An 18,730-nucleotide genomic window follows, 5' to 3' on the forward strand; every position below is an offset into this window, starting at 1 on the left:
CGCACTCGCATTGACCGCCGGCTGAGCCGTCGCCCGGCCCTTACCGGCGCGGCACGCCGTCGCGCCATTCGCCCCAGTGCGTCACGATTTCCTGAACGAGCGGATTGCCCGCGCGGTACAGGTTTTCGGTCGCCGGGGCAAAGCCGCCCTGGTCCGCGTAGTTCAGCAGGTTGTCGGCGCTCGTCTGCCCCGCATACGGGCGGTCGAAATCGGAACCCGTCCGCAGCACCGCGACGCGCGACAGGTCGACCCGCTTCACGCTCGCCGCGCGCTTGAGCGCTTCATACGTTGCGTTGTCTTCCTGCGCGGTCATGCAGTACGTGCCCTTGCCGTCGGTCAGGATCTTCGTCCACTGACGTGCGCGCTCGCCGATCAGCGTGCCCGAGAACCACGTGTTGCCCGATGACGTGTCGCACTGGATCACCGTCGGCGGCCGGTTCGCCGGCGCATACGTGAACTTCGCGCGCGCGGCCTGCGCCTGCGCGCTGTCGGCGAGCACGACGTTGCGCGACAGCGCGACCGCGGCGTCGGTCAGCTGCGGGTTGAGCTGGAACACTTCGGTCCGATAGTCGAGCGGCGGCTTGTCGTTCGGGCTCTTCGTGTTGATGCCGAGAAAGCCCGTATTCCAGCCGGCCGGAATCTCGCGTGCGTCGAGCTCCCACTGCAGGCTGAAATCGACGAGATATTTCGACCACGCGGCCGAACCGACCGTGCCTTGCGCGGGGTCGACGCCCGCGATGCCGGAGACCAGGAAATACGTGCGGCGCAGATCGAAACGCTGCGAGAACGTGAGCGCCATGATCGTCGCCGACGCGTTCGCATAGCCCATGCCGGTCGTCACGACGCACACGTCCTGCTTGTTGCAGTGAACGGCCGGATAGTCGGGCGACAGGCCCGGCACGGTGATGTCACGCCACGGGCCGAGCCGGTCGAGCCACGCCTGGCCCTCCGGTCCGAACATCGTGATGATCATGACCTTGACCGGGCGGCCCTGTGCACCGGTCTCGGCGAATGCATTGTTGCCCGCGTTGTTGCCCTGGTTGTCCTGCGCGATCGACGGCGCGGTCGCACAGGCGGCGAGCGAGAATGCAGCAGCGGAAAGAATGGAGCGAGTCAGCATCGGCGTTCCTTGTTTCGATGATGTTGGGTGAGAACGGCTGTCGGAGACTGCGCGAGGGAGTATAAAACGCGCGTACGCGATGCGGAACCCGACTACGAAACGGCTGGCGGTGTTTCGTGCGAATGGACGCGCGTTGCGTGACGGAATTCGCGAGTTCGCCGCTGCATTGCAAACATCAGGAATGCTATCGGGTTGGCCGCCACGTGCGACGTCGGCCACGTCGCGCCGTGCTATACGCGCACCAGCCCGGCGACGCCGTAACCGAGCACGACGAGCGCGGCGACCACATGGCTCGCCGCGAGCCACCCGGGCGACTTCACGAAACGGCCGATCGCACCGCCGCCGAACGCGAACACAAGCTGCCCCGCGAGGCTGCCCGCGAACACGCACGCGGCACCGGTCAGCCAATGCCGGTGCACACCGGCGGCAGCCGTTGCATAGCCATAGAACAGCAGGATCGTCAGCGGGTTCGCGAGCGTGACGAAGAACATCGAAATGAACGGGCGAGTGCCCGGCGGCGGCAGGTCGCCGTCGAGCGTGCGCCGGCGGTCCCGCAGCGCCTGCCACAGCATCCGCGCGCCCATCGCGAGCAACACGAGCGCACCGACGATACGGAACAGCGACAGATGCGACGCGAGCGTGCTCGCAAGCATCGCGCCGATCGTGAACGCGACGACGGCATAACAGCCGTCCGCCGCGGCAACGCCGATTGCCGCGCGCACGCCGGTCGCCGTGCCGGCACGCATGCCGTAGTTCGCGATCATCAGCGCGACGGGCCCGACCGACAGCGCGATCATCAGCCCGAACAGGAAGTCATTCATCGGTCGTCGATGCCTTCGAGGGAAGGCATCGATTCTAGCGACGTCAAAACGATCCGGCGGATGAAGCCGGCGTCAGGCGACGTCGACGCGTGCGGGGCCGTCCACCATCTCGCCGATCACGACCGCGCGGTCGAAACCGTCGGCACGGAAGCACGCGAGCACGTCATCGACGGCCTCCGGTGCGCACGCAACCAGCAGGCCGCCCGACGTCTGCGGATCGGTCAGCAGCGCCTGCGCGACGGGCGGCAGGCCGTCGGCGAGCCGCACGTCGGCGCCGTATGCGGCCCAGTTGCGGCCCGACGCGCCGGTGAACACGCCGTCGGTGACGAATGCCTCGACGCCGGCGAGCCACGGCAGCGACGCATAGTGCACGCGCGCGGTCAGTTGCGCACCGCGCGCGAGTTCCAGCGTGTGGCCGAGCAGCCCGAAGCCCGTGACGTCGGTCAGCGCGTGCACGCCCGGCAGCGCGGCGAGCTCGGCGCCCGGCCGGTTCAGCTTGGTGGTCGTCGCGACCATCTGCGCGTAACCGTCGGCGTCGAGCTGGTTCTTCTTCAGCGCGGCGGACAGCACGCCGACGCCGAGCGGCTTGCCGAGCACGAGCACGTCGCCGGCGCGCGCGGCCGCATTGCGCTTCACGCGCGACGGATGCACGACGCCGATCGCCGCGAGCCCGTAGATCGGCTCGACCGAATCGATCGAATGACCGCCCGCGACCGGAATGCCGGCGTCCGCGCACACCGATTCGCCGCCGCGCAGCACGGCCGCGATCGTCTCGTGCGGCAGCACGTTGATCGGCATGCCGACCAGCGCGAGCGCGAGGATCGGCTTGCCGCCCATCGCATACACGTCGGACAGCGCGTTGGTCGCCGCGATGCGGCCGAAGTCGAACGGATCGTCGACGATCGGCATGAAGAAATCGGTGGTCGCGACGATCGCCTGCTCGTCGTTGAGCCGGTAGACGGCCGCGTCGTCGGACGTCTCGGTGCCGACCAGCAGGTCCGGGAACAACGCGGGCGGCGTCGCGCGCTTCAGCAGCTCGGACAGTACGCCCGGCGCGATCTTGCAGCCGCAGCCGCCCCCGTGCGACAGGCTCGTGAGGCGCGGAACGGCAGGCTGGGCTTGGGTGGCTTCGGTCATCGTCGGCATCCGGTGAATAACAACGTTCTATTATCGGCAATTCCGCGCGAGCGCGCCGGATACCCACATAATTGACGGCGCTGCCCCTCTCCCGCTCCCGTCCACACCCTCGCTCATGGATCACCTGTTCATCGGCCTCGTGCTGTGCTCCGCGCTGCTGCACGCCATCTGGAATGCCTTCCTCCACGTCAGCGAAGACCGGCTCGTGCAGCTCGGCACGATGTCGCTGCCGTATCTCGCGTTCGGCGTCGCCGGCGCCGCGCTGCTGCCCGCGCCGGCGCCCGCCGCGTGGCCGTACATCGCCGCGTCTGCCGCGCTCGAGGTCGCGTACTGCTTCACGCTGGCGCGCGCGTACCGCAGCGGCGAGTTCGGGCAGATCTATCCGATCGCACGCGGGATCTCGCCGCTGCTCGTGTCGGCGCTGGCATTCGCGATGCTGCACGAGCGGCCGACGCCGTTCGGCTTCGCGGGCATCGCGCTCGTGTCGTTCGGGATCATGTCGCTCGCGCTGCGGCGCGGCTTCCGGTTCTCCGGGGAAGGCGTGCCGTATGCGCTGCTCACGGGCGTGTTCATCGCCGCCTATTCGATCTGCGACGGGATCGGCTCGCGCCTGTCCGGCAGCGCGCTCGGCTACATCGCGTGGGTGTACGTGCTGTGGAGCGTGCCGCAGCTCGTGCTCGTCTGCGCGCTGCGCGGCGGCCCGCGCGCGGTGCTCGCGTCGCGCACCGCGCTCACGCAGGGCGCAATCGCCGGCACGATCTCGCTCGCCGCCTACGGGATCGTGATCCTCGCGTACCGGCACCTGCCGGTCGCCACCGTGTCGGCGCTGCGCGAAACCAGCTCGATCTTCGCGGTCGCGATCGGCTGGCTCGTGATGCGCGAGCAGCCCGGCGCGCAGCGGCTCGTCGCGTGCGCGCTGGTGGTCGCGGGCGCGGCGCTGATCCGGCTGTAGCCGGAAAAACACCCGCCCGCGGCCTGCCGCCGCGTCAGAACTTGTGGCGGATGCCCGTCACCGCAACGATCTGCGTACGCGTGCTCGACGGGTTCGAGATCCCTTCGATCGCGGCCACCGCGTTCGACGACGCGCGCTGGTAGAACGCATTCACGTAGACGTCGGTGCGCTTCGACAGGAAATACTGCGCGCCGACGCTCGTCTGCAGGTAATGCGAACTCGGCTTCGGCCCCTGCGACGCGAGCACCTGCGTGTAGGTTTCGCCGAGCGCGAACTGCAGCGCGGGCGTCATCAGGTAGCGCACGCTGCCCTCGTAGTTGTTGAACCGCATCGCGCCGCCCGTCTGCAGGTTGAACAGCGAGCTCGTGTACAGCAACCCGAAGGTCGCGGCCCCCCACGCATACGCGCCGCCCGCGCCCCAGATCTGCTGGCGCGTCACGCCCTTGATGAACGTGTAGTAGTTGTCGGACGCCGCCGCGCCGGTCGTGTCGAGCGCCGGATGATCGACGCGCACGTAGGCCGCACCGAGTTGCAGCGGCCCGTTCTCGTAGCTCGCACCGAGGCTCCACACGCGGTTTTGCGCAAACGAAGTCGAATTCGAGAAGCCGTACAGGCCGACCGCGCGCAGCCCGTACCACGTGGGCGTCTGGTACTGCACCGAGTTGTTGGTGCGGAACGTGTTGTTCAGGTCGTCGGTGTCGAACGGATGCAGCGCGTACTGCGTGAGCGCGGTGGTCGCGCCGATCTGCAGCGGCTCCAGCACTTCCTGCGCCGCGTTGTACTGGCGGCCCATCGTCAGCGTGCCCCAGCGGTCGTTGTCCAGCCCCACGTACGCGCGGCGCCCGAACAGCCGGCCGCCCTGGCTCGCGGTGCCGGTCTCGATGTTGAAACCGTTCTCGAGCCGGAACACCGCGCGCGTGCCGCCGCCGAGATCCTCCTTGCCGAGCAGCCCGAAGCGCGTGCCCTGCTCGTTGCCGCCGGTCGCCTGCCACGCGGCATGACCGTTCTGGTTGTTCGTGTACGTGATCCCCGAATCGACGACGCCATACAGCGTCACGCTCGATTGCGCGTGCGCATGCGTCGCACCCGCCGCGATTGCGATGCCTGCCAGCGTGATCGCCATTTCCTTCCGTTTCATCTCCGACCCCTTTTGTCGATTGAATATGGGGAGCGATTTATTTCGCCCATGACGTGTTTTATTGAATAAAACATCGTCTTATTTATTGTTGAATTTGGCGATTTACAGCGTCAAGCACCGCCAAAAATCACCCAAGGGAGTCAAACCACCTTCTATCGCCAGGCGTTTCGAAGAATGAAACGAAGCCAATACCCACGGGATTTACAGGCTAATCTCAATGCGTAATGCCGGCATTGAAAAAAGCCCTTGACCGCAATTTTCTGCCGTTGTGAAATATTGATACGCCGTTTTAATGATTAAAACAAACGAACGAGACGCTTCGAGAAACTAGGTAAAGAACCTGATCCCCATGGTGACGTTTAATTGCAACAACGCGACCGCCGGCGCATCGCCCGCGTATTTCATCGCGCAGCCGACGGCACCCGCGCTGCCGATCGTCGTCGATTCGCCGCACAGCGGCATCGCGTATCCGCCCGACTTCGCGACCGTCGCGCCGGACGACGCGATCCGCACGACGTGGGACGCCTACATCGATGAACTGTGGGCCGGCGCCCCCGCGCGCGGCGGCACGCTGCTCGCCGCGACGTTCCCGCGCGCCTACATCGATCCGAACCGCGCGGAAACCGACATCGACGAAACGCTGCTCGCCGAGCCGTGGCCCGCGCCGCTCGCACCTCAGCCGTACACGCAGCGCGGCATGGGGCTGATCCGGCGCGATGCACTGCCGGGCGTGCCGCTGTACGACCGCAAGCTGTCGCTCGCGGAAGTGCGCCACCGGATCGACGCGTACTACCTGCCGTACCGCCGCGCGCTCGCCGGCATCGCCGAGCCGCTGCATGCCGCGCATCGCGCGCTGTGGCACATCGACTGCCACTCGATGAAGTCGCGCGGCAACGCGATGAACGTCGATGCGGGTGCGCTGCGGCCGGACGTCGTCGTCAGCGACCGGCGCGGCACGACCGCCGACCCGGCCTTCACCGCATGGACCGCGCAATGGTTCGCCGACGCCGGCTATCGCGTGCAGATCAACGACCCGTACCAGGGCGGCGACCTGCTGACCGCGCTCGCCAACCCGGCGCGGCAGCGCCACAGCATCCAGATCGAATTCAACCGCGCGCTCTACATGGACGAAGCCGCGTTCGCGAAACACGCGGGCTTCGCCGCGCTGAAGCGCTCGGTCGACGCGTATCTCGACGCGCTCGCCGATTACGTCCGCGCACGCATCGCGCCGCAGGGAGATGCCGCATGACGACCTACATCGTCGACGCCGTCGACAGCGCGCTGAAGCTGCTGACCTACGTGGCCGAGCACCCGAACCTCGGCGTGACCGAACTCGCGTCGCAACTCGGCATCAACAAGTCGCGCACGTACCGGATGCTGTGCACGCTCGAACTGCACCGCTTCGTCGTGCAGGACGCACGCACGTCCACCTATGCGCTCGGCCCGCAGGCGTTCGTGATCGGCGTGGCCGCGTCGCAGCAGAACGCGCTCGTGCGCGCCGCGCACCGGCACATGCTCGCGCTGAACCAGGCAATCAACGAAACGATCGTGCTGCGCGTGCGCGAAGGGCTCGAATCGGTGTGCGTCGCGCGCTGCGAAACGACGCACGCGGTGCGCACCGTCGGCGCGGTCGGCAACCGCCGGCCGATCAACTTCGGCGCGTCGGGCAAGGTGCTGCTCGCGTTCGCGCCGGATGCCGTGCGCGACGAATATCTCGCGCAGCTGCGCCGCAACGGGCAGGCCGACGATCCGGCGAAACTGGCCGGCGAACTCGACGCGGTCGCGCGCAAGGGCTACGCGGTCAGCAGCGGCGAGGTGACGCCCGGCGCGGTCGGGATCGCGGTGCCGGTGCGTGACCTGACGGGCGCGACGGTCGCGTCGGTGAGCGTGACGGGGCCAGAGGTGCGCGTGAGCCATGCCGACATTCCCGACTATCTCGAACGCCTGCAGGCGTGCAGCCTCGCCATTTCCGCCGAACTCGGCTACGTCCCGGCGCGCGCCGCGCTGCAACCGGCCTAACGGCCCGCTTCTTCTTCGACGAGGATCCGATGTCCGCCTCTTCCCCGAATCCGGCCGGCGCGCCCGGCACCGACACCACCGCCCTCGCAGCCGACAATCCGGCGGCCGGCGGTCCGGCAGCGACCGCCGCTCATGCGCCGCATCCGCACGGCAAGATGCTGCACCCCGTCGTGATGATGCTGTGGGTGCTCGCCGCCGCGATCGCGCTCACGTGGCTCGTCGACTCCGGCCAGTTCGCCCGCGACGGCCGGCTCGTCGTGCCGGGCACCTATCACGTGGTGCCGAAGACGACTGCACTCACGACGCTCGTCGCGCCGGCCGTCAGCCGCAGCACGCCCACGCAGGCCATGCCGGCGAGCCTCGTCTCCGCGTTCGTCGTGGTGCCGCAGGGGCTGCTGAAGAACGCGCCGCTGATCGTGATGGTGATGTTCGTCGGCGGGATGTTCGGCGTGATGCGCCGCACGGGCGTCGTCGATGCGGGCATCGACCGGCTGCTGCAGCTTACCGGCAACAACGCGTATCTGCTCACGCCGATGCTGATGATCCTGATCGGGCTCGGCAGCACGCTGCTCGGCTTCATCTCCGAGTATCTCGTGATCATTCCGATGGTCGTCGTGATCGCCCGGCGCCTGGGGCTCTCCGACCTGTTCGCGGTCGCGCTCGTCGCGCTCGCCGCGAAGATCGGCTATATCGCGTCGGTCACCAACCCGCTCGCGCTCGCCGTCGCGCAGCCGCTCGTCGGCGTGCCGCTGTTCAGCGGCGTCGCGTTGCGCGCGGCCGTATTCGTCGTATTCCTGACGATCGGCATCCTGTACCTGCTGCGCTACGTGCGCAATACCGGCTACCGGGCCGGGCAGACCGCCATCGGCCACGCCGCGCACGCGGCCGCGAAGCTGTCGTTGCGTCACAAGGCCACGCTGCTCGTGTTCGCCGCGGCCGTCGCGATGCTGATCTACGGCACACGCGAACTGAAATGGGGCAACGTCGAACTCGCGGCGTTCTACGCGGCCGTGAGCATCGCGACGGCCGTCATCGGCCGGCTCGATTCGCGCAGCGCGGCCGATGCGTTCGTCGACGGGATGAAGAACATGATGCTCGCCGCGCTGCTGATGGGGCTCGCCGCATCGGTCGAGCTGCTGCTGCAGAACAGCCTCGTGCTCGACACGCTGATCAACTTCTTCACGCGGCTCGCCGACGGGCAATCACCGGTGTGGGTCGCGAACGGGCTGATGGGCGTGCAGATGGTGCTCGACGTGTTCATTCCGTCGGTGTCGGGCAAGGCCGCGGTGAGCATGCCGATCATCGGGCCGATCGCGCAGCTGTCCGGCGTGAGCGGGCAAACGTCGGTGCTCGCGTTCGTGCTCGGCGGCGGACTGACGAACCTCGTCACGCCGACGTCCGGGATGCTGCTCGCGTATCTGGCAACGGCACGCGTCGACTTCGGCGCGTGGATCCGCTTCGTGCTGCCGCTGTTCCTGACGCTGCTCGCGTTGTCGTGCGTCGTGCTGACGTTCGCGGTGTGGATCGGGTATTGAGGTTCGCGGCAGGTACTGCGAAACGCGCGTGCGCTCGGCGGTGCGCCGAACATGACGCCGTCCGGTCTCGATGGCGGCGGCGAGCATCGCCACCCGTTGCCGCCACCGGAAGCGCCGTTCAAGCCACCGCCACCGCCCCACCGAACGCCCGCTCGTCGATCGCCTCGGCGAGCGTCGCGAACGCGGTCGCGATCTCGTCCTCCGGCACGCACGCATAACCGAGCAGCAGCCCCGACGCCGCGCGCTCGCGATCCGCGTAGTAACCGGACAGCGGCCGCACGACGATATTGCGTTCGAGCGCAGCCTGCGCGACCACGCGATCGTCGACGCCTTCCGGCAATTGCGTGACCAGATGCAGCCCTGCGTCGCTGCCGAGCGCCTGCAGCGTGTCGCCGTAGCGGCGCGCGACCGCGTCGAGCAGCACCTCGCGGCGCTGCCCGTACAGCGTGCGCATCTTGCGGATGTGCGACACGAAGTGCCCTTCCGCGATGAATTCCGCGAGCACGGCCTGCTGCAGCAACTGCCCTTCGCGATACAGCTCGGCGCTCGCGGTCGCGAAGCTTTCCGCGAGCGGCTCGGGCGCGACGAGATAGCCGACCCGCAGCCCCGGGAACAGCGTCTTGCCGAAACTGCCGACGTAGATCACCTGCCCGGCCGTATCGAGACCCTGCAGCGACGCGAGCGGCCGGCTGCCGTAGCGGAATTCGCTGTCGTAGTCGTCCTCGATGATCCAGCAACCGTGCTGGCGCGCGTATTCGAGCAGCATCCGCCGCCGTGCGAGGCTCATCACCATCCCGAGCGGATACTGGTGCGACGGCGTGACGAGCATCAGCTTCGGTGGTTCGGCGAGATCGGCGGCCGACGGCGCAATGCCTTCCTCGTCGACCGGAATCGGCCGCGTGGTCAGCCCCGACACGTTCAGCACGCTGCGTACGCCCCAGTAGCACGGGTCCTCGGTCCAGATCGCGTCGCCCGGATCGGTCAGCAGCCGCACCGCGAGGTCGATCGACTGGTGGATGCCGGTCGTGATCACGATCTGCTCGGGCGTGCAGCGCACCGAGCGCGACGTGCGCAGGTAGTCGGCCAGCGCCTCGCGCAGCAGCGCGAGCCCGCCGCCCGGCGCATAGGTCAGCAGGTCCGGGCGCAGACGCCGCCAGTACTTGTTGTGCAGTCGCGTCCACACGCGCGCCGGAAATCGCGACACATCGGGCACGCCCGGCATGAACGCGCCGCCCTGGCGCTTCGATACGCCTGCGCCTTCGACGAGCCGCGTGCCGCGCGCGGACAGCCGCCGCGCGGACGTCGTCACGATGGCCGGGCCCGCGGCCGCGTCGGGCGTTGCGCCGACGATCTCGTCCGGCGCGCTGTCGGCGACGAAGGTGCCGCGGCCGGTCGCCGAGTTCACATAACCTTCGAGCGCAAGCTGTTCGTAAACCTGCGTGACCGTGTTGCGCGCGATCCCGAGCTCGGCGGCCAGTAGCCGCGACGACGGCACACGCGTGCCGGCCGGCAGTTCGCGCGACAGGATCGCCTGTTGCAGCAGCCGGTGAAGCTGCCGGTAGATCGGCTGTTCGCCGCCGCGCACGAGGCGCTGCGCCAGCCAGTCCGACAACACGCTCGCGCGCATGATTGGCTCCTGAATATTTATTGAAATGGCTCTGATTGCCAGAGCCAAATGTGATTATAGTCGCCTCCATGGGCTGCCAAGGCGCCCGATTTTCACCTCACCGGAAAGAACATCAAGGAGATGACCGTGAAGAATGCCGACCTGCAGGCCCGCAAGAACGCCGCCACCCCGCGCGGCGTCGGCGTGATGTGCGATTTCTACGCAGCCCGCGCCGAGAACGCGGAACTGTGGGATGTCGAAGGCCGCCGCTTCATCGATTTCGCCGCCGGCATCGCGGTGCTGAACACGGGCCACCGCCACCCGAAGATCGTCAAGGCGATCTCGGACCAACTGAACAGCTTCACGCACACCGCTTACCAGATCGTCCCGTACGCGTCGTACGTCGAGCTGGCCGAGAAGATCAACGCCCGCGCGCCGGGCGACTTCCCGAAAAAGACCGCGTTCTTCACGACCGGCGCCGAAGCCGTCGAGAACGCGGTCAAGATCGCGCGTGCAGCGACCGGCCGTCCGGGCGTCATCGCGTTCTCGGGCGGCTTCCACGGCCGCACGATGATGGGCATGGCGCTGACCGGCAAGGTCGCCCCGTACAAGCTGAACTTCGGCCCGTTCCCGGGCGACGTCTTCCACGCTCCGTACCCGAACGCGCTGCACGGCGTGACGACGGCCGACTCGATCAAGGCGATCGAGATGCTGTTCAAGGCCGACATCGATCCGAAGCGCGTCGCCGCGATCATCTTCGAACCGGTCCAGGGCGAAGGCGGCTTCTACGCGGCGCCGGCCGAATTCGTGCGCGCGCTGCGCAAGATCTGTAACGAACACGGCATCCTGCTGATCGCCGACGAAGTGCAAACGGGCTTCGCGCGTACCGGCAAGCTGTTCGCGATGCAGCACTACGACGTGCTGGCCGACCTGATCACGATGGCGAAGAGCCTCGCAGGCGGCATGCCGCTGTCGGGCGTCGTCGGCCGTGCGGACGTGATGGACGCGGCGGCGCCGGGCGGCCTCGGCGGCACGTACGCGGGCAACCCGCTGGCCGTCGCGTCGGCGCACGCGGTGCTCGAAATCATCGACGAAGAGAAGCTGTGCGAGCGCGCCACGCAACTCGGCGACGTGCTGAAGGCGAAGCTGAACGCGCTGCAGGCCGACGTGCCGCAGATCGCCGACGTGCGCGGCCCGGGCGCGATGATCGCGGTCGAGTTCCTGAAGCCGGGTTCGGGCGAGCCGGATGCCGAGTTCACGAAGCGCGTGCAGACGCGTGCGCTCGAGCGCGGCCTGCTGCTGCTCGTGTGCGGCGTGTACTCGAACGTCGTGCGCTTCCTGTTCCCGCTGACGATTCCCGAGGCCGTGTTCAACGAAGCGCTCGTGATCCTCGAGGAAGTGCTGAAGGAAACGGTCGGCGTGCCGGCCTGAGTTCCCGTCGACTCCAATTGAATGCGCCGCCGCCGTCTTCACGACGGCGGCGGCCGTTTTACCCGTCCTTTTCAAAGCAGGCGATTCATATGAGCACTGTTCAGGAAACCCTGGCACTGAAAGATCCGTCGCTGTTCCGCCAGCAGGCGTACGTCAACGGCGAATGGCAAGGCGCGACGAACGGCGAGACGTTCGAAGTCCGCAACCCGGCGACGGGCGGCCTGCTCGGCACCGTGCCGGCGATGGGCACGGCCGAGACGCGTCACGCGATCGACGCCGCGAACGCCGCATGGCCGGCGTGGCGCAAGAAGACCGCGAAGGAACGCGCGGTCATCCTGCGCAAGTGGCACGACCTGATGATGGAAAACGCCGACGACCTCGCGCTGATCCTGACGACCGAGCAAGGCAAGTCGCTGGCCGAAGCGAAGGGCGAGATCGGCTACGCGGCATCGTTCCTCGAGTGGTTCGCTGAAGAAGGCAAGCGCGTATACGGCGACACGATCCCGACGCCGGCGAGCGACAAGCGCATCGTCGTGACGAAGGAAGCGATCGGTGTGTGCGCGGCGATCACGCCGTGGAACTTCCCGGCGGCGATGATCACGCGCAAGGTCGGCCCGGCCCTCGCGGCAGGCTGCCCGATCGTCGTGAAGCCGGCCGAGGCCACGCCGTTCTCCGCACTCGCGATGGCCGTGCTGGCCGAGCGCGCGGGCGTGCCGGCCGGCGTGTTCAGCGTCGTCACGGGCGACCCGAAGGCGATCGGCGGTGAAATGACGTCGAACCCGATCGTGCGCAAGCTGTCGTTCACCGGCTCGACGCCGGTCGGCCGCCTGCTGATGTCGCAATGCGCTGCGACGGTCAAGAAGGTATCGCTGGAGCTGGGCGGCAACGCGCCGTTCATCGTGTTCGACGACGCCGATCTCGACGCGGCCGTGCAGGGCGCGATCGCGTCGAAGTACCGCAACAGCGGCCAGACGTGCGTGTGCACGAACCGCTTCTACGTGCATGAAGCCGTGTACGACCAGTTCGCGCAGAAGCTCGCGGCGGCAGTCGGCCAGCTGAAGGTCGGCCGCGGCACGGAGCCGGGCGTCACGCAGGGCCCGCTGATCAACGAAGCGGCCGTGCTGAAGGTCGAGGCGCACATCGAGGACGCGCTCGCGAAGGGTGCGACCGTCGTGACGGGCGGCAAGCGCCACGCGCTCGGCCACGGCTTCTTCGAGCCGACCGTGCTGACGGGCGTCACGCCGGCGATGAAGGTCGCGAAGGAAGAGACGTTCGGGCCGCTCGCGCCGCTGTTCAAGTTCAGCAGCGACGACGAGGTGATCGGCCTCGCGAACGACACCGAATTCGGCCTGGCCGCGTACTTCTTCAGCCGCGACATCGGCCGCGTGTGGAAGGTTGCGGAAGCGCTCGAATACGGGATGGTCGGCGTGAACACGGGCCTGATCTCGAACGAAGTCGCGCCGTTCGGTGGCGTGAAGCAATCGGGCCTCGGCCGCGAGGGCTCGCACTACGGCATCGACGACTACGTCGTGATCAAGTACCTCTGCCTCGCCGTCTGACGGTTCAGGGCCTGCCGCTTCGGCGGCAGGCCCTGACCGCCCGGCCGGAACCGGGCGGTCCGACGCGGGCCGGCGTCCCTCTCCGTCGTGCCCGCGTCACTTCTCTCCCCCCCGGATCACCGAAACACGTTCACCGCATCCACCAGCCGCGTCGCCTGCTGCTTCAGGCTCTCCGACGCCGCCGTGCTCTGCTCGACGAGCGCCGCATTCTGCTGCGTGATGTTGTCCAGATGCACGACCGCCTGGTCGACCTGCGCCACACCCGTGCTCTGCTCGGCCGTCGACGAGCTGATCTCCGCGATCAAATCCGACACGCGCTGTACCTGCGTGACGATATCCTCCATCGTCTTGCCCGCGCCATCGACGATCCGCGCGCCCGACTCCACGCGCTCGACGCTCGCGCCGATCAGCGTCTTGATCTCCTTCGCCGCGTTCGCGCTGCGCTGCGCGAGCGCCCGTACCTCACCGGCAACCACCGCGAAGCCGCGCCCCTGATCGCCAGCCCGCGCCGCCTCCACGGCCGCGTTCAGCGCAAGGATGTTGGTCTGGAACGCGATGCCGTCGATCACGCCGATGATGTCCGAGATCTTCCGCGAGCTGGCGGTGATGTCGTTCATCGTCGTCACGACTTCGCTCACTGCCCGCCCACCGCGCCCGGCCGCTTCACTCGCGGAAACCGACAGCTGATTCGCCTGCAGCGCCGTCTCCGCATTGCTCGACACGGTCGCCGTCATCTCGGCCATCGACGCGGCCGTCTGCTGCACGCTCGACGATGCCTGTTCGGTGCGCGCGCTCAGGTCGTTGTTGCCCTGCGCGATCTCGTTGCTCGCGCGCTGCACGTTCAGCACCTGTTCGCTGACGTCGTCGACGAGCCAGCGGAACATCAGCCCGAGCTGGTTGATCGTGCGCAGCGTCATGCCGATCTCGTCGACGCGATTCATACGCACGCTGCTACGGCTCTCGCCGGTCGCAACGCGCAGCGCCTCGTCGCGCAACTGTCGAAGCGGCTGCACGATCTGCGCGTCGAGCCACCAGCCGGCGGCCACCGTCACGCCGACCGCCGCGCCGGCAAACACGGCCAGTGCGCCGCCGGTCAGCCCGCATGCCCAGCCCGCGCCGACGACGGCCGGCGCCAGCACACACAGCGTCGAATGCACGCGCGCACGCACCGACATCGTCTGGAACAGCGACGCGACACGCATCACGCCCGTGCGGACGATCAACCCCTTGTGGAAGCGGCGATTGCCGGCCTTGTCTTCGCGGAAATCGCGATACAGCGCCTCCGCGGCCGCGATCTCGTCACGCGTCGCCTTCGTGCGCACCGACATATAGCCTTTCGGCTGGCCGTTGCGCATCACCGGAATCGCGTTCGCGCGCACCCAGTAGTGGTCGCCGTTCTTGCGGCGGTTCTTCACGAGCGCGGTCCACGGCTCGCCGCCCTTGAGCGTCGCCCACATGTCGGCGAATGCCTCCTTCGGCATGTCCGGGTGGCGCACGACGTTGTGCGGCTGACCTTCGATCTCCTCGGGAGAAAATCCGCTGACCTGGATGAATGCCGCGTTTGCGTACGTGATGTAGCTGTCGGCATCGGTCGTCGACATCAGCGTCGCGTCATCGGGAAAATCGAATTCGCGTTGCGTGACGGGCTGGTTGTTGCGCATGGTGAGGAGCTCCGGGTAACGGATCTTGCGTCCGCTTGTCGATTGATTCGAGGCCCGCGCATGTCGGTCGATCCGCATGCGCGCTGGCCTGGCTCCTGCGCTTTCGGCAAATTTTACGAAAACATTATGGTGTATTCGGGAAAATATGCATTAAATATGCATCATCTTGTTTTTACCGAATGATTTGTTTATGGATGAAACGAAACACCATACTGGGCAACGGTTTGACGACCATTCGTCTGACCATTGATCGCAATTCATTCACTTCGATTTAATGCACAACCGCAAATCCGGAATACGAATATTTCTCGTTTGACTCGATTTGATTGAATCGAAAACCTGAATGCGCATTGCGCGCGACGTTCGGGATTCATCAATCGGGTCCGCCCGTCGCGCACGCTTGCGGCGATCACCTGAACACGTTCACCGCGTCCACGAGACGCGTCGCCTGCTGCTTCAGGCTCTCCGACGCCGCCGTGCTCTGCTCGACGAGCGCCGCGTTCTGTTGCGTGATGTTGTCCAGATGCACGACCGCCTGGTCGACCTGCGCCACGCCCGTGCTCTGTTCGGCCGTCGACGAGCTGATCTCCGCGATCAAATCCGACACGCGCTGTACCTGCGTGACGATGTCCTCCATCGTCTTGCCCGCGCCATCGACGATCCGCGCGCCCGACTCCACGCGCTCGACGCTCGCGCCGATCAGCGTCTTGATCTCCTTCGCCGCGTTCGCACTGCGCTGCGCGAGCGCGCGCACCTCGCCCGCAACGACCGCGAAACCGCGCCCTTGTTCGCCCGCGCGCGCGGCCTCGACGGCCGCATTCAACGCGAGAATGTTGGTCTGGAATGCGATGCCGTCGATCACGCCGATGATGTCCGCGATCCTGCGCGAGCTGTCGGTGATGTCGCTCATCGTCGTGACGACCTCGCTGACCGCCTGCCCGCCGCGCTCGGCCGCATCGCTCGCCGACACCGACAGCTGATTCGCCTGCAGCGCCGTCTCCGCATTGCTCGACACGGTCGCCGTCATCTCGGCCATCGATGCGGCCGTCTGCTGCACGCTCGACGCGGCCTGCTCGGTGCGCGCGCTCAAGTCGCTGTTGCCCTGCGCGATCTCGTTGCTCGCGCGCTGCACGTTGTGTACCTGCTCGCTGACGTCGTCGACGAGCCAGCGGAACATCAGCCCGAGCTGGTTGATCGTGCGCAGCGTCATGCCGATCTCGTCGACGCGGTTCATCCGCACGCCGCGCCGGCTTTCACCGGTCGCGACGTTCAGCGCCTGCTCGTGCAAGCGCTGCAACGGTTGCACGATCTGCGCATCGAGCCACCAGCCGGCCGCGGCCGCCGCGCCGACCGTCGCACCGGCGAACGCCGCGAGCCCGCCGCCGGTCAGCCCGCATGCCCAGCCCGCGCCGACGACGGCCGGCGCCAGCACGCACAGCGCCGAATGCACGCGCGCGCGCACCGACATGGTCTGCGGCAACGAAGCGATACGCAGCAGCCCCGTGCGGATCACGAGCCCCTTGTGGAAGCGGCGCTGGCCGGCCTTGCCTTCGCGAAACGCGCGATACAGCGCTTCGGCGGCCTCGGCCTCGTCGCTCGGGGCTTTCGTGCGCACCGACATGTAGCCCTGCGGCTCGCCATTGCGCATCACCGGAATCGCGTTCGCACGCACCCAGTAGTGGTCGCCGTTCTTGCGGCGGTTCTTCACGAGCGCGGTCCACGGCTCGCCTCGCTTGAGCGTCGCCCACATGTCGGCGAACGCCTCGCGCGGCATGTCCGGGTGGCGCACGGCATTGTGCGGCTGGCCGACGAGTTCCTCGTTCGAGAAGCCGCTTACCTGCGAGAACGTCGTGTTCGCGTAGGTGATATAGCTGTCGGCATCGGTCGTCGACATCAGCGTGACGTCGTCGGGAAAATCGAATTCCTGTTGGGTAACGGGCTGGTTATTGCGCATGCAAGGCTCCGAAAGGCGGATCTGTTGTCCGCGCCGCGCTGAAATCACGCTCAGTAGCCGAAAAACGGTTGATCGCTTTACGACACTCTCGTCCCTACTGTCGGCAATTCGGCGGAAAACCTTAATCCTGCCGTGCATAAAATATGCAATCCGGTCATTACCATGATTTCGATCAAATAAACCGGCGATAATCGCCGCGCGCGTTTGTCCGCCTGTCACAACGCGCCGTCCGGCGTGCCAGTGCCGGCATCCGTTGCGCGCGGCGAAACGATTTGACCTATCCTGCTCCATTCCACCGGAATTCGAATTCGATGAAAAAGGCATTGCACGAACTGAATCGGCTGTCCTGGAATACGGCGACAGTCGCGCATAACAGCCATAAAGGCGATCAGGCCGCGTTTTTCCGCGATGGCGGCTCGACGCTGTTTCCGGAAGAGCGTGAACTGCTCGGCGATCTCGCGGGCGTGCGACTTCTGCACCTGCAATGCAACGCGGGTCAGGACACGTTGAGCCTCGTGCGCGCAGGCGCGGATGCCACCGGCGTCGACATCTCCGACGAGGCGATCGGCTTCGCACGGCAACTGTCGGCCGACGCGGGCCTGCCCGCGCGGTTCGAGCGCGCCGACGTGCTCGACTGGATGCCGGAAGCGGCCGCGCGCGGCGAGCGCTTCGATCGCGTGTTCACGTCGTATGGCGCGATCTGCTGGCTGTCCGACCTGAACGCGTGGGCCCGCGGGATCGCCGCGCTGCTCGCGCCGGGCGGCCGCTTCGCGATGGTCGAGTTCCATCCATTCGCACTGTATTTCGACGAACACTGGCAGCCGCACTACGACTACTTCAAGCGCGATGCGACCGAGGAGCCCACCGGCATCGGCGATTACGTCGCGGCGTCCGGCACGGGGCTCGGCGCGCAGCACGACCACCCGGGTGTCGTCGATTTCGCGAACCCGCATCCGAGCTACGAGTTCATGTGGGGCATCGGCGACGTGGTGAATGCGCTCGTGTCGGCCGGGCTCGCGATCGACCGCCTGAACGAATATCCGTACGCGAACGGCTGGAAAGGCTTCGACGGCATGCGCGAGCTGGACGGCCACCGGATGGTGCCGCCCGATGGCATGCCACGCCTGCCGCTGATGTACGCGATCGCCGCGCACCGGGTGGCCGCATGACGCGCCGCACCGCCGCCGCGCGCGACGCGCTGTCCGCCCGCCCGCTCGCGCGCGACGATGTGTCGCTCGTGTGGACCATCGACCGGCGCGAAATCATCGAGCACCTGTATGTGCTGCGCGACGGCGCGCTGCACCTCGTGCCCGAGTTCTACGACGTCGCCGGCTGGCCCGACGGCGAAGCCGACCACTACACCCCGATCCTGCTCGACTGCCACGATCGCGGCGGCTGGTTCCTCGGCAGGTTCGACGATGCGCGGCTCGTCGCGGCGGTGATCATCGACAGCCGGCCGCTCGGCCCGCAACGCGACATGCTGCAGCTGAAGTTCCTGCACGTGAGCCACGACTGGCGCGGCTGCGGGCTCGGCGAGCAGCTCTATCGCGTGGCCGAGGCACAGGCGCGCGCGATGGGTGCCCAACGCCTGTACGTGTCGGCCACGCCGTCGCAGCGCACGATCGACTTCTACCTGCGGCTCGGCTTCACGGTCAGCGCTTCGCCCGACCCCGAGCTTTACGCGCTCGAACCCGAGGACATTCATCTGGAAGGGCCGGCGGCCTGACGGTCCGGCGCGCGGATGAAGCGTAGAATTTCCCGCTCTGCCGCAGCCGCCATCAGACGTCACGGAGCATG

Annotated in this window: 15 protein-coding genes; 8 read left to right on the forward strand and 7 right to left on the reverse strand. The window is 67.3% G+C overall.

Annotation, left to right across the window (positions count from 1 at the left end; genetic code table 11):
• Positions 1–40: 40 nt before the first annotated feature.
• The 3 genes from HWX87_RS13525 to selD all read right to left on the reverse strand — a co-directional run bounded on the left by HWX87_RS13525 (position 41) and on the right by selD (position 3,078).
• The gene (locus HWX87_RS13525; RefSeq protein ID WP_176047571.1) at positions 41–1,120 is read right to left on the reverse strand and encodes a purine nucleoside permease; all 1,080 of its coding nucleotides are present in this window, start codon (positions 1,118–1,120) and stop codon (positions 41–43) included.
• Between the two features lie 230 nt (positions 1,121–1,350).
• Positions 1,351–1,941, reverse strand: a complete 591-nt coding sequence (locus HWX87_RS13530) for a LysE family transporter (protein WP_176047572.1) — start codon at positions 1,939–1,941, stop codon at positions 1,351–1,353.
• Positions 1,942–2,013: 72 nt separating this feature from the next.
• Entirely contained in the window at positions 2,014–3,078 is a 1,065-nt protein-coding gene (gene selD / locus HWX87_RS13535; protein ID WP_176047573.1) for a selenide, water dikinase SelD, read from the reverse strand.
• 115 nt (positions 3,079–3,193) lie between these two features.
• Here selD and HWX87_RS13540 point away from each other — a divergent pair, with 115 nt between their 5' ends.
• Complete coding sequence (locus HWX87_RS13540; RefSeq protein WP_176047574.1) at positions 3,194–4,030, forward strand: DMT family transporter; 837 nt, start codon at positions 3,194–3,196, stop codon at positions 4,028–4,030.
• Between the two features lie 34 nt (positions 4,031–4,064).
• Here HWX87_RS13540 and HWX87_RS13545 read toward each other — a convergent pair whose 3' ends face one another.
• On the reverse strand, positions 4,065–5,168 hold the full coding sequence (locus HWX87_RS13545) for a porin (protein ID WP_176047575.1): 1,104 nt from the start codon (positions 5,166–5,168) through the stop codon (positions 4,065–4,067).
• Positions 5,169–5,517: 349 nt separating this feature from the next.
• Here HWX87_RS13545 and HWX87_RS13550 point away from each other — a divergent pair, with 349 nt between their 5' ends.
• The 3 genes from HWX87_RS13550 to HWX87_RS13560 are packed head-to-tail and all read left to right on the forward strand — an operon-like array spanning position 5,518 to position 8,722.
• Complete coding sequence (locus HWX87_RS13550) at positions 5,518–6,417, forward strand: N-formylglutamate amidohydrolase (protein WP_176047576.1); 900 nt, start codon at positions 5,518–5,520, stop codon at positions 6,415–6,417.
• Positions 6,414–7,187, forward strand: a complete 774-nt coding sequence (locus HWX87_RS13555) for an IclR family transcriptional regulator (protein WP_176047577.1) — start codon at positions 6,414–6,416, stop codon at positions 7,185–7,187. The genes HWX87_RS13550 and HWX87_RS13555 overlap by 4 nt, the downstream gene beginning before the upstream one ends.
• A gap of 29 nt (positions 7,188–7,216) precedes the next feature.
• Positions 7,217–8,722: a YfcC family protein gene (locus HWX87_RS13560; protein ID WP_176047578.1), complete on the forward strand. Its 1,506-nt coding sequence runs from the start codon at positions 7,217–7,219 to the stop codon at positions 8,720–8,722.
• A gap of 118 nt (positions 8,723–8,840) precedes the next feature.
• Here HWX87_RS13560 and HWX87_RS13565 read toward each other — a convergent pair whose 3' ends face one another.
• The gene (locus HWX87_RS13565; protein WP_176047579.1) at positions 8,841–10,349 is read right to left on the reverse strand and encodes a PLP-dependent aminotransferase family protein; all 1,509 of its coding nucleotides are present in this window, start codon (positions 10,347–10,349) and stop codon (positions 8,841–8,843) included.
• Positions 10,350–10,475: 126 nt separating this feature from the next.
• On the opposite strand from HWX87_RS13565, the gene HWX87_RS13570 reads away from it, so the two are divergent.
• Positions 10,476–11,759: a 4-aminobutyrate--2-oxoglutarate transaminase gene (locus tag HWX87_RS13570; RefSeq protein ID WP_176047580.1), complete on the forward strand. Its 1,284-nt coding sequence runs from the start codon at positions 10,476–10,478 to the stop codon at positions 11,757–11,759.
• 89 nt (positions 11,760–11,848) lie between these two features.
• Positions 11,849–13,318, forward strand: a complete 1,470-nt coding sequence (gabD, locus tag HWX87_RS13575; RefSeq protein WP_176047581.1) for an NADP-dependent succinate-semialdehyde dehydrogenase — start codon at positions 11,849–11,851, stop codon at positions 13,316–13,318.
• 116 nt (positions 13,319–13,434) lie between these two features.
• On the opposite strand, the gene HWX87_RS13580 is transcribed toward gabD, so the two are convergent.
• Positions 13,435–14,979, reverse strand: coding sequence for a PAS domain-containing methyl-accepting chemotaxis protein (locus HWX87_RS13580; RefSeq protein ID WP_176047582.1), 1,545 nt, complete (start codon positions 14,977–14,979; stop codon positions 13,435–13,437).
• Positions 14,980–15,388: 409 nt separating this feature from the next.
• On the reverse strand, positions 15,389–16,933 hold the full coding sequence (locus tag HWX87_RS13585) for a PAS domain-containing methyl-accepting chemotaxis protein (RefSeq protein WP_176047583.1): 1,545 nt from the start codon (positions 16,931–16,933) through the stop codon (positions 15,389–15,391).
• A gap of 311 nt (positions 16,934–17,244) precedes the next feature.
• Here HWX87_RS13585 and HWX87_RS13590 point away from each other — a divergent pair, with 311 nt between their 5' ends.
• The gene (locus tag HWX87_RS13590; RefSeq protein ID WP_176047584.1) at positions 17,245–18,102 is read left to right on the forward strand and encodes a class I SAM-dependent methyltransferase; all 858 of its coding nucleotides are present in this window, start codon (positions 17,245–17,247) and stop codon (positions 18,100–18,102) included.
• On the forward strand, positions 18,099–18,659 hold the full coding sequence (locus HWX87_RS13595; RefSeq protein WP_176047585.1) for an N-acetyltransferase: 561 nt from the start codon (positions 18,099–18,101) through the stop codon (positions 18,657–18,659). The genes HWX87_RS13590 and HWX87_RS13595 overlap by 4 nt, the downstream gene beginning before the upstream one ends.
• Positions 18,660–18,730 lie beyond the last annotated feature (71 nt).

This window comes from Burkholderia sp. BCC1644, from assembly GCF_902833225.1.
Classification (GTDB): Bacteria; Pseudomonadota; Gammaproteobacteria; order Burkholderiales; family Burkholderiaceae; genus Burkholderia.

What these genes read in the sequence shown, in the direction of transcription:
- HWX87_RS13550 (WP_176047576.1), top strand. Translation starts at nt 5,518, where the DNA reads ATGGTGACGTTTAATTGCAACAACGCGACCGCCGGCGCATCGCCCGCG.
- HWX87_RS13565 (WP_176047579.1), bottom strand. Translation starts at nt 10,349, where the DNA reads ATGCGCGCGAGCGTGTTGTCGGACTGGCTGGCGCAGCGCCTCGTGCGC.
- HWX87_RS13545 (WP_176047575.1), bottom strand. Translation starts at nt 5,168, where the DNA reads ATGAAACGGAAGGAAATGGCGATCACGCTGGCAGGCATCGCAATCGCG.
- HWX87_RS13585 (WP_176047583.1), bottom strand. Translation starts at nt 16,933, where the DNA reads ATGCGCAATAACCAGCCCGTTACCCAACAGGAATTCGATTTTCCCGAC.
- HWX87_RS13530 (WP_176047572.1), bottom strand. Translation starts at nt 1,941, where the DNA reads ATGAATGACTTCCTGTTCGGGCTGATGATCGCGCTGTCGGTCGGGCCC.
- HWX87_RS13580 (WP_176047582.1), bottom strand. Translation starts at nt 14,979, where the DNA reads ATGCGCAACAACCAGCCCGTCACGCAACGCGAATTCGATTTTCCCGAT.
- HWX87_RS13560 (WP_176047578.1), top strand. Translation starts at nt 7,217, where the DNA reads ATGTCCGCCTCTTCCCCGAATCCGGCCGGCGCGCCCGGCACCGACACC.
- HWX87_RS13595 (WP_176047585.1), top strand. Translation starts at nt 18,099, where the DNA reads ATGACGCGCCGCACCGCCGCCGCGCGCGACGCGCTGTCCGCCCGCCCG.
- selD (WP_176047573.1), bottom strand. Translation starts at nt 3,078, where the DNA reads ATGACCGAAGCCACCCAAGCCCAGCCTGCCGTTCCGCGCCTCACGAGC.
- HWX87_RS13555 (WP_176047577.1), top strand. Translation starts at nt 6,414, where the DNA reads ATGACGACCTACATCGTCGACGCCGTCGACAGCGCGCTGAAGCTGCTG.
- HWX87_RS13590 (WP_176047584.1), top strand. Translation starts at nt 17,245, where the DNA reads ATGAAAAAGGCATTGCACGAACTGAATCGGCTGTCCTGGAATACGGCG.
- HWX87_RS13540 (WP_176047574.1), top strand. Translation starts at nt 3,194, where the DNA reads ATGGATCACCTGTTCATCGGCCTCGTGCTGTGCTCCGCGCTGCTGCAC.
- gabD (WP_176047581.1), top strand. Translation starts at nt 11,849, where the DNA reads ATGAGCACTGTTCAGGAAACCCTGGCACTGAAAGATCCGTCGCTGTTC.
- HWX87_RS13525 (WP_176047571.1), bottom strand. Translation starts at nt 1,120, where the DNA reads ATGCTGACTCGCTCCATTCTTTCCGCTGCTGCATTCTCGCTCGCCGCC.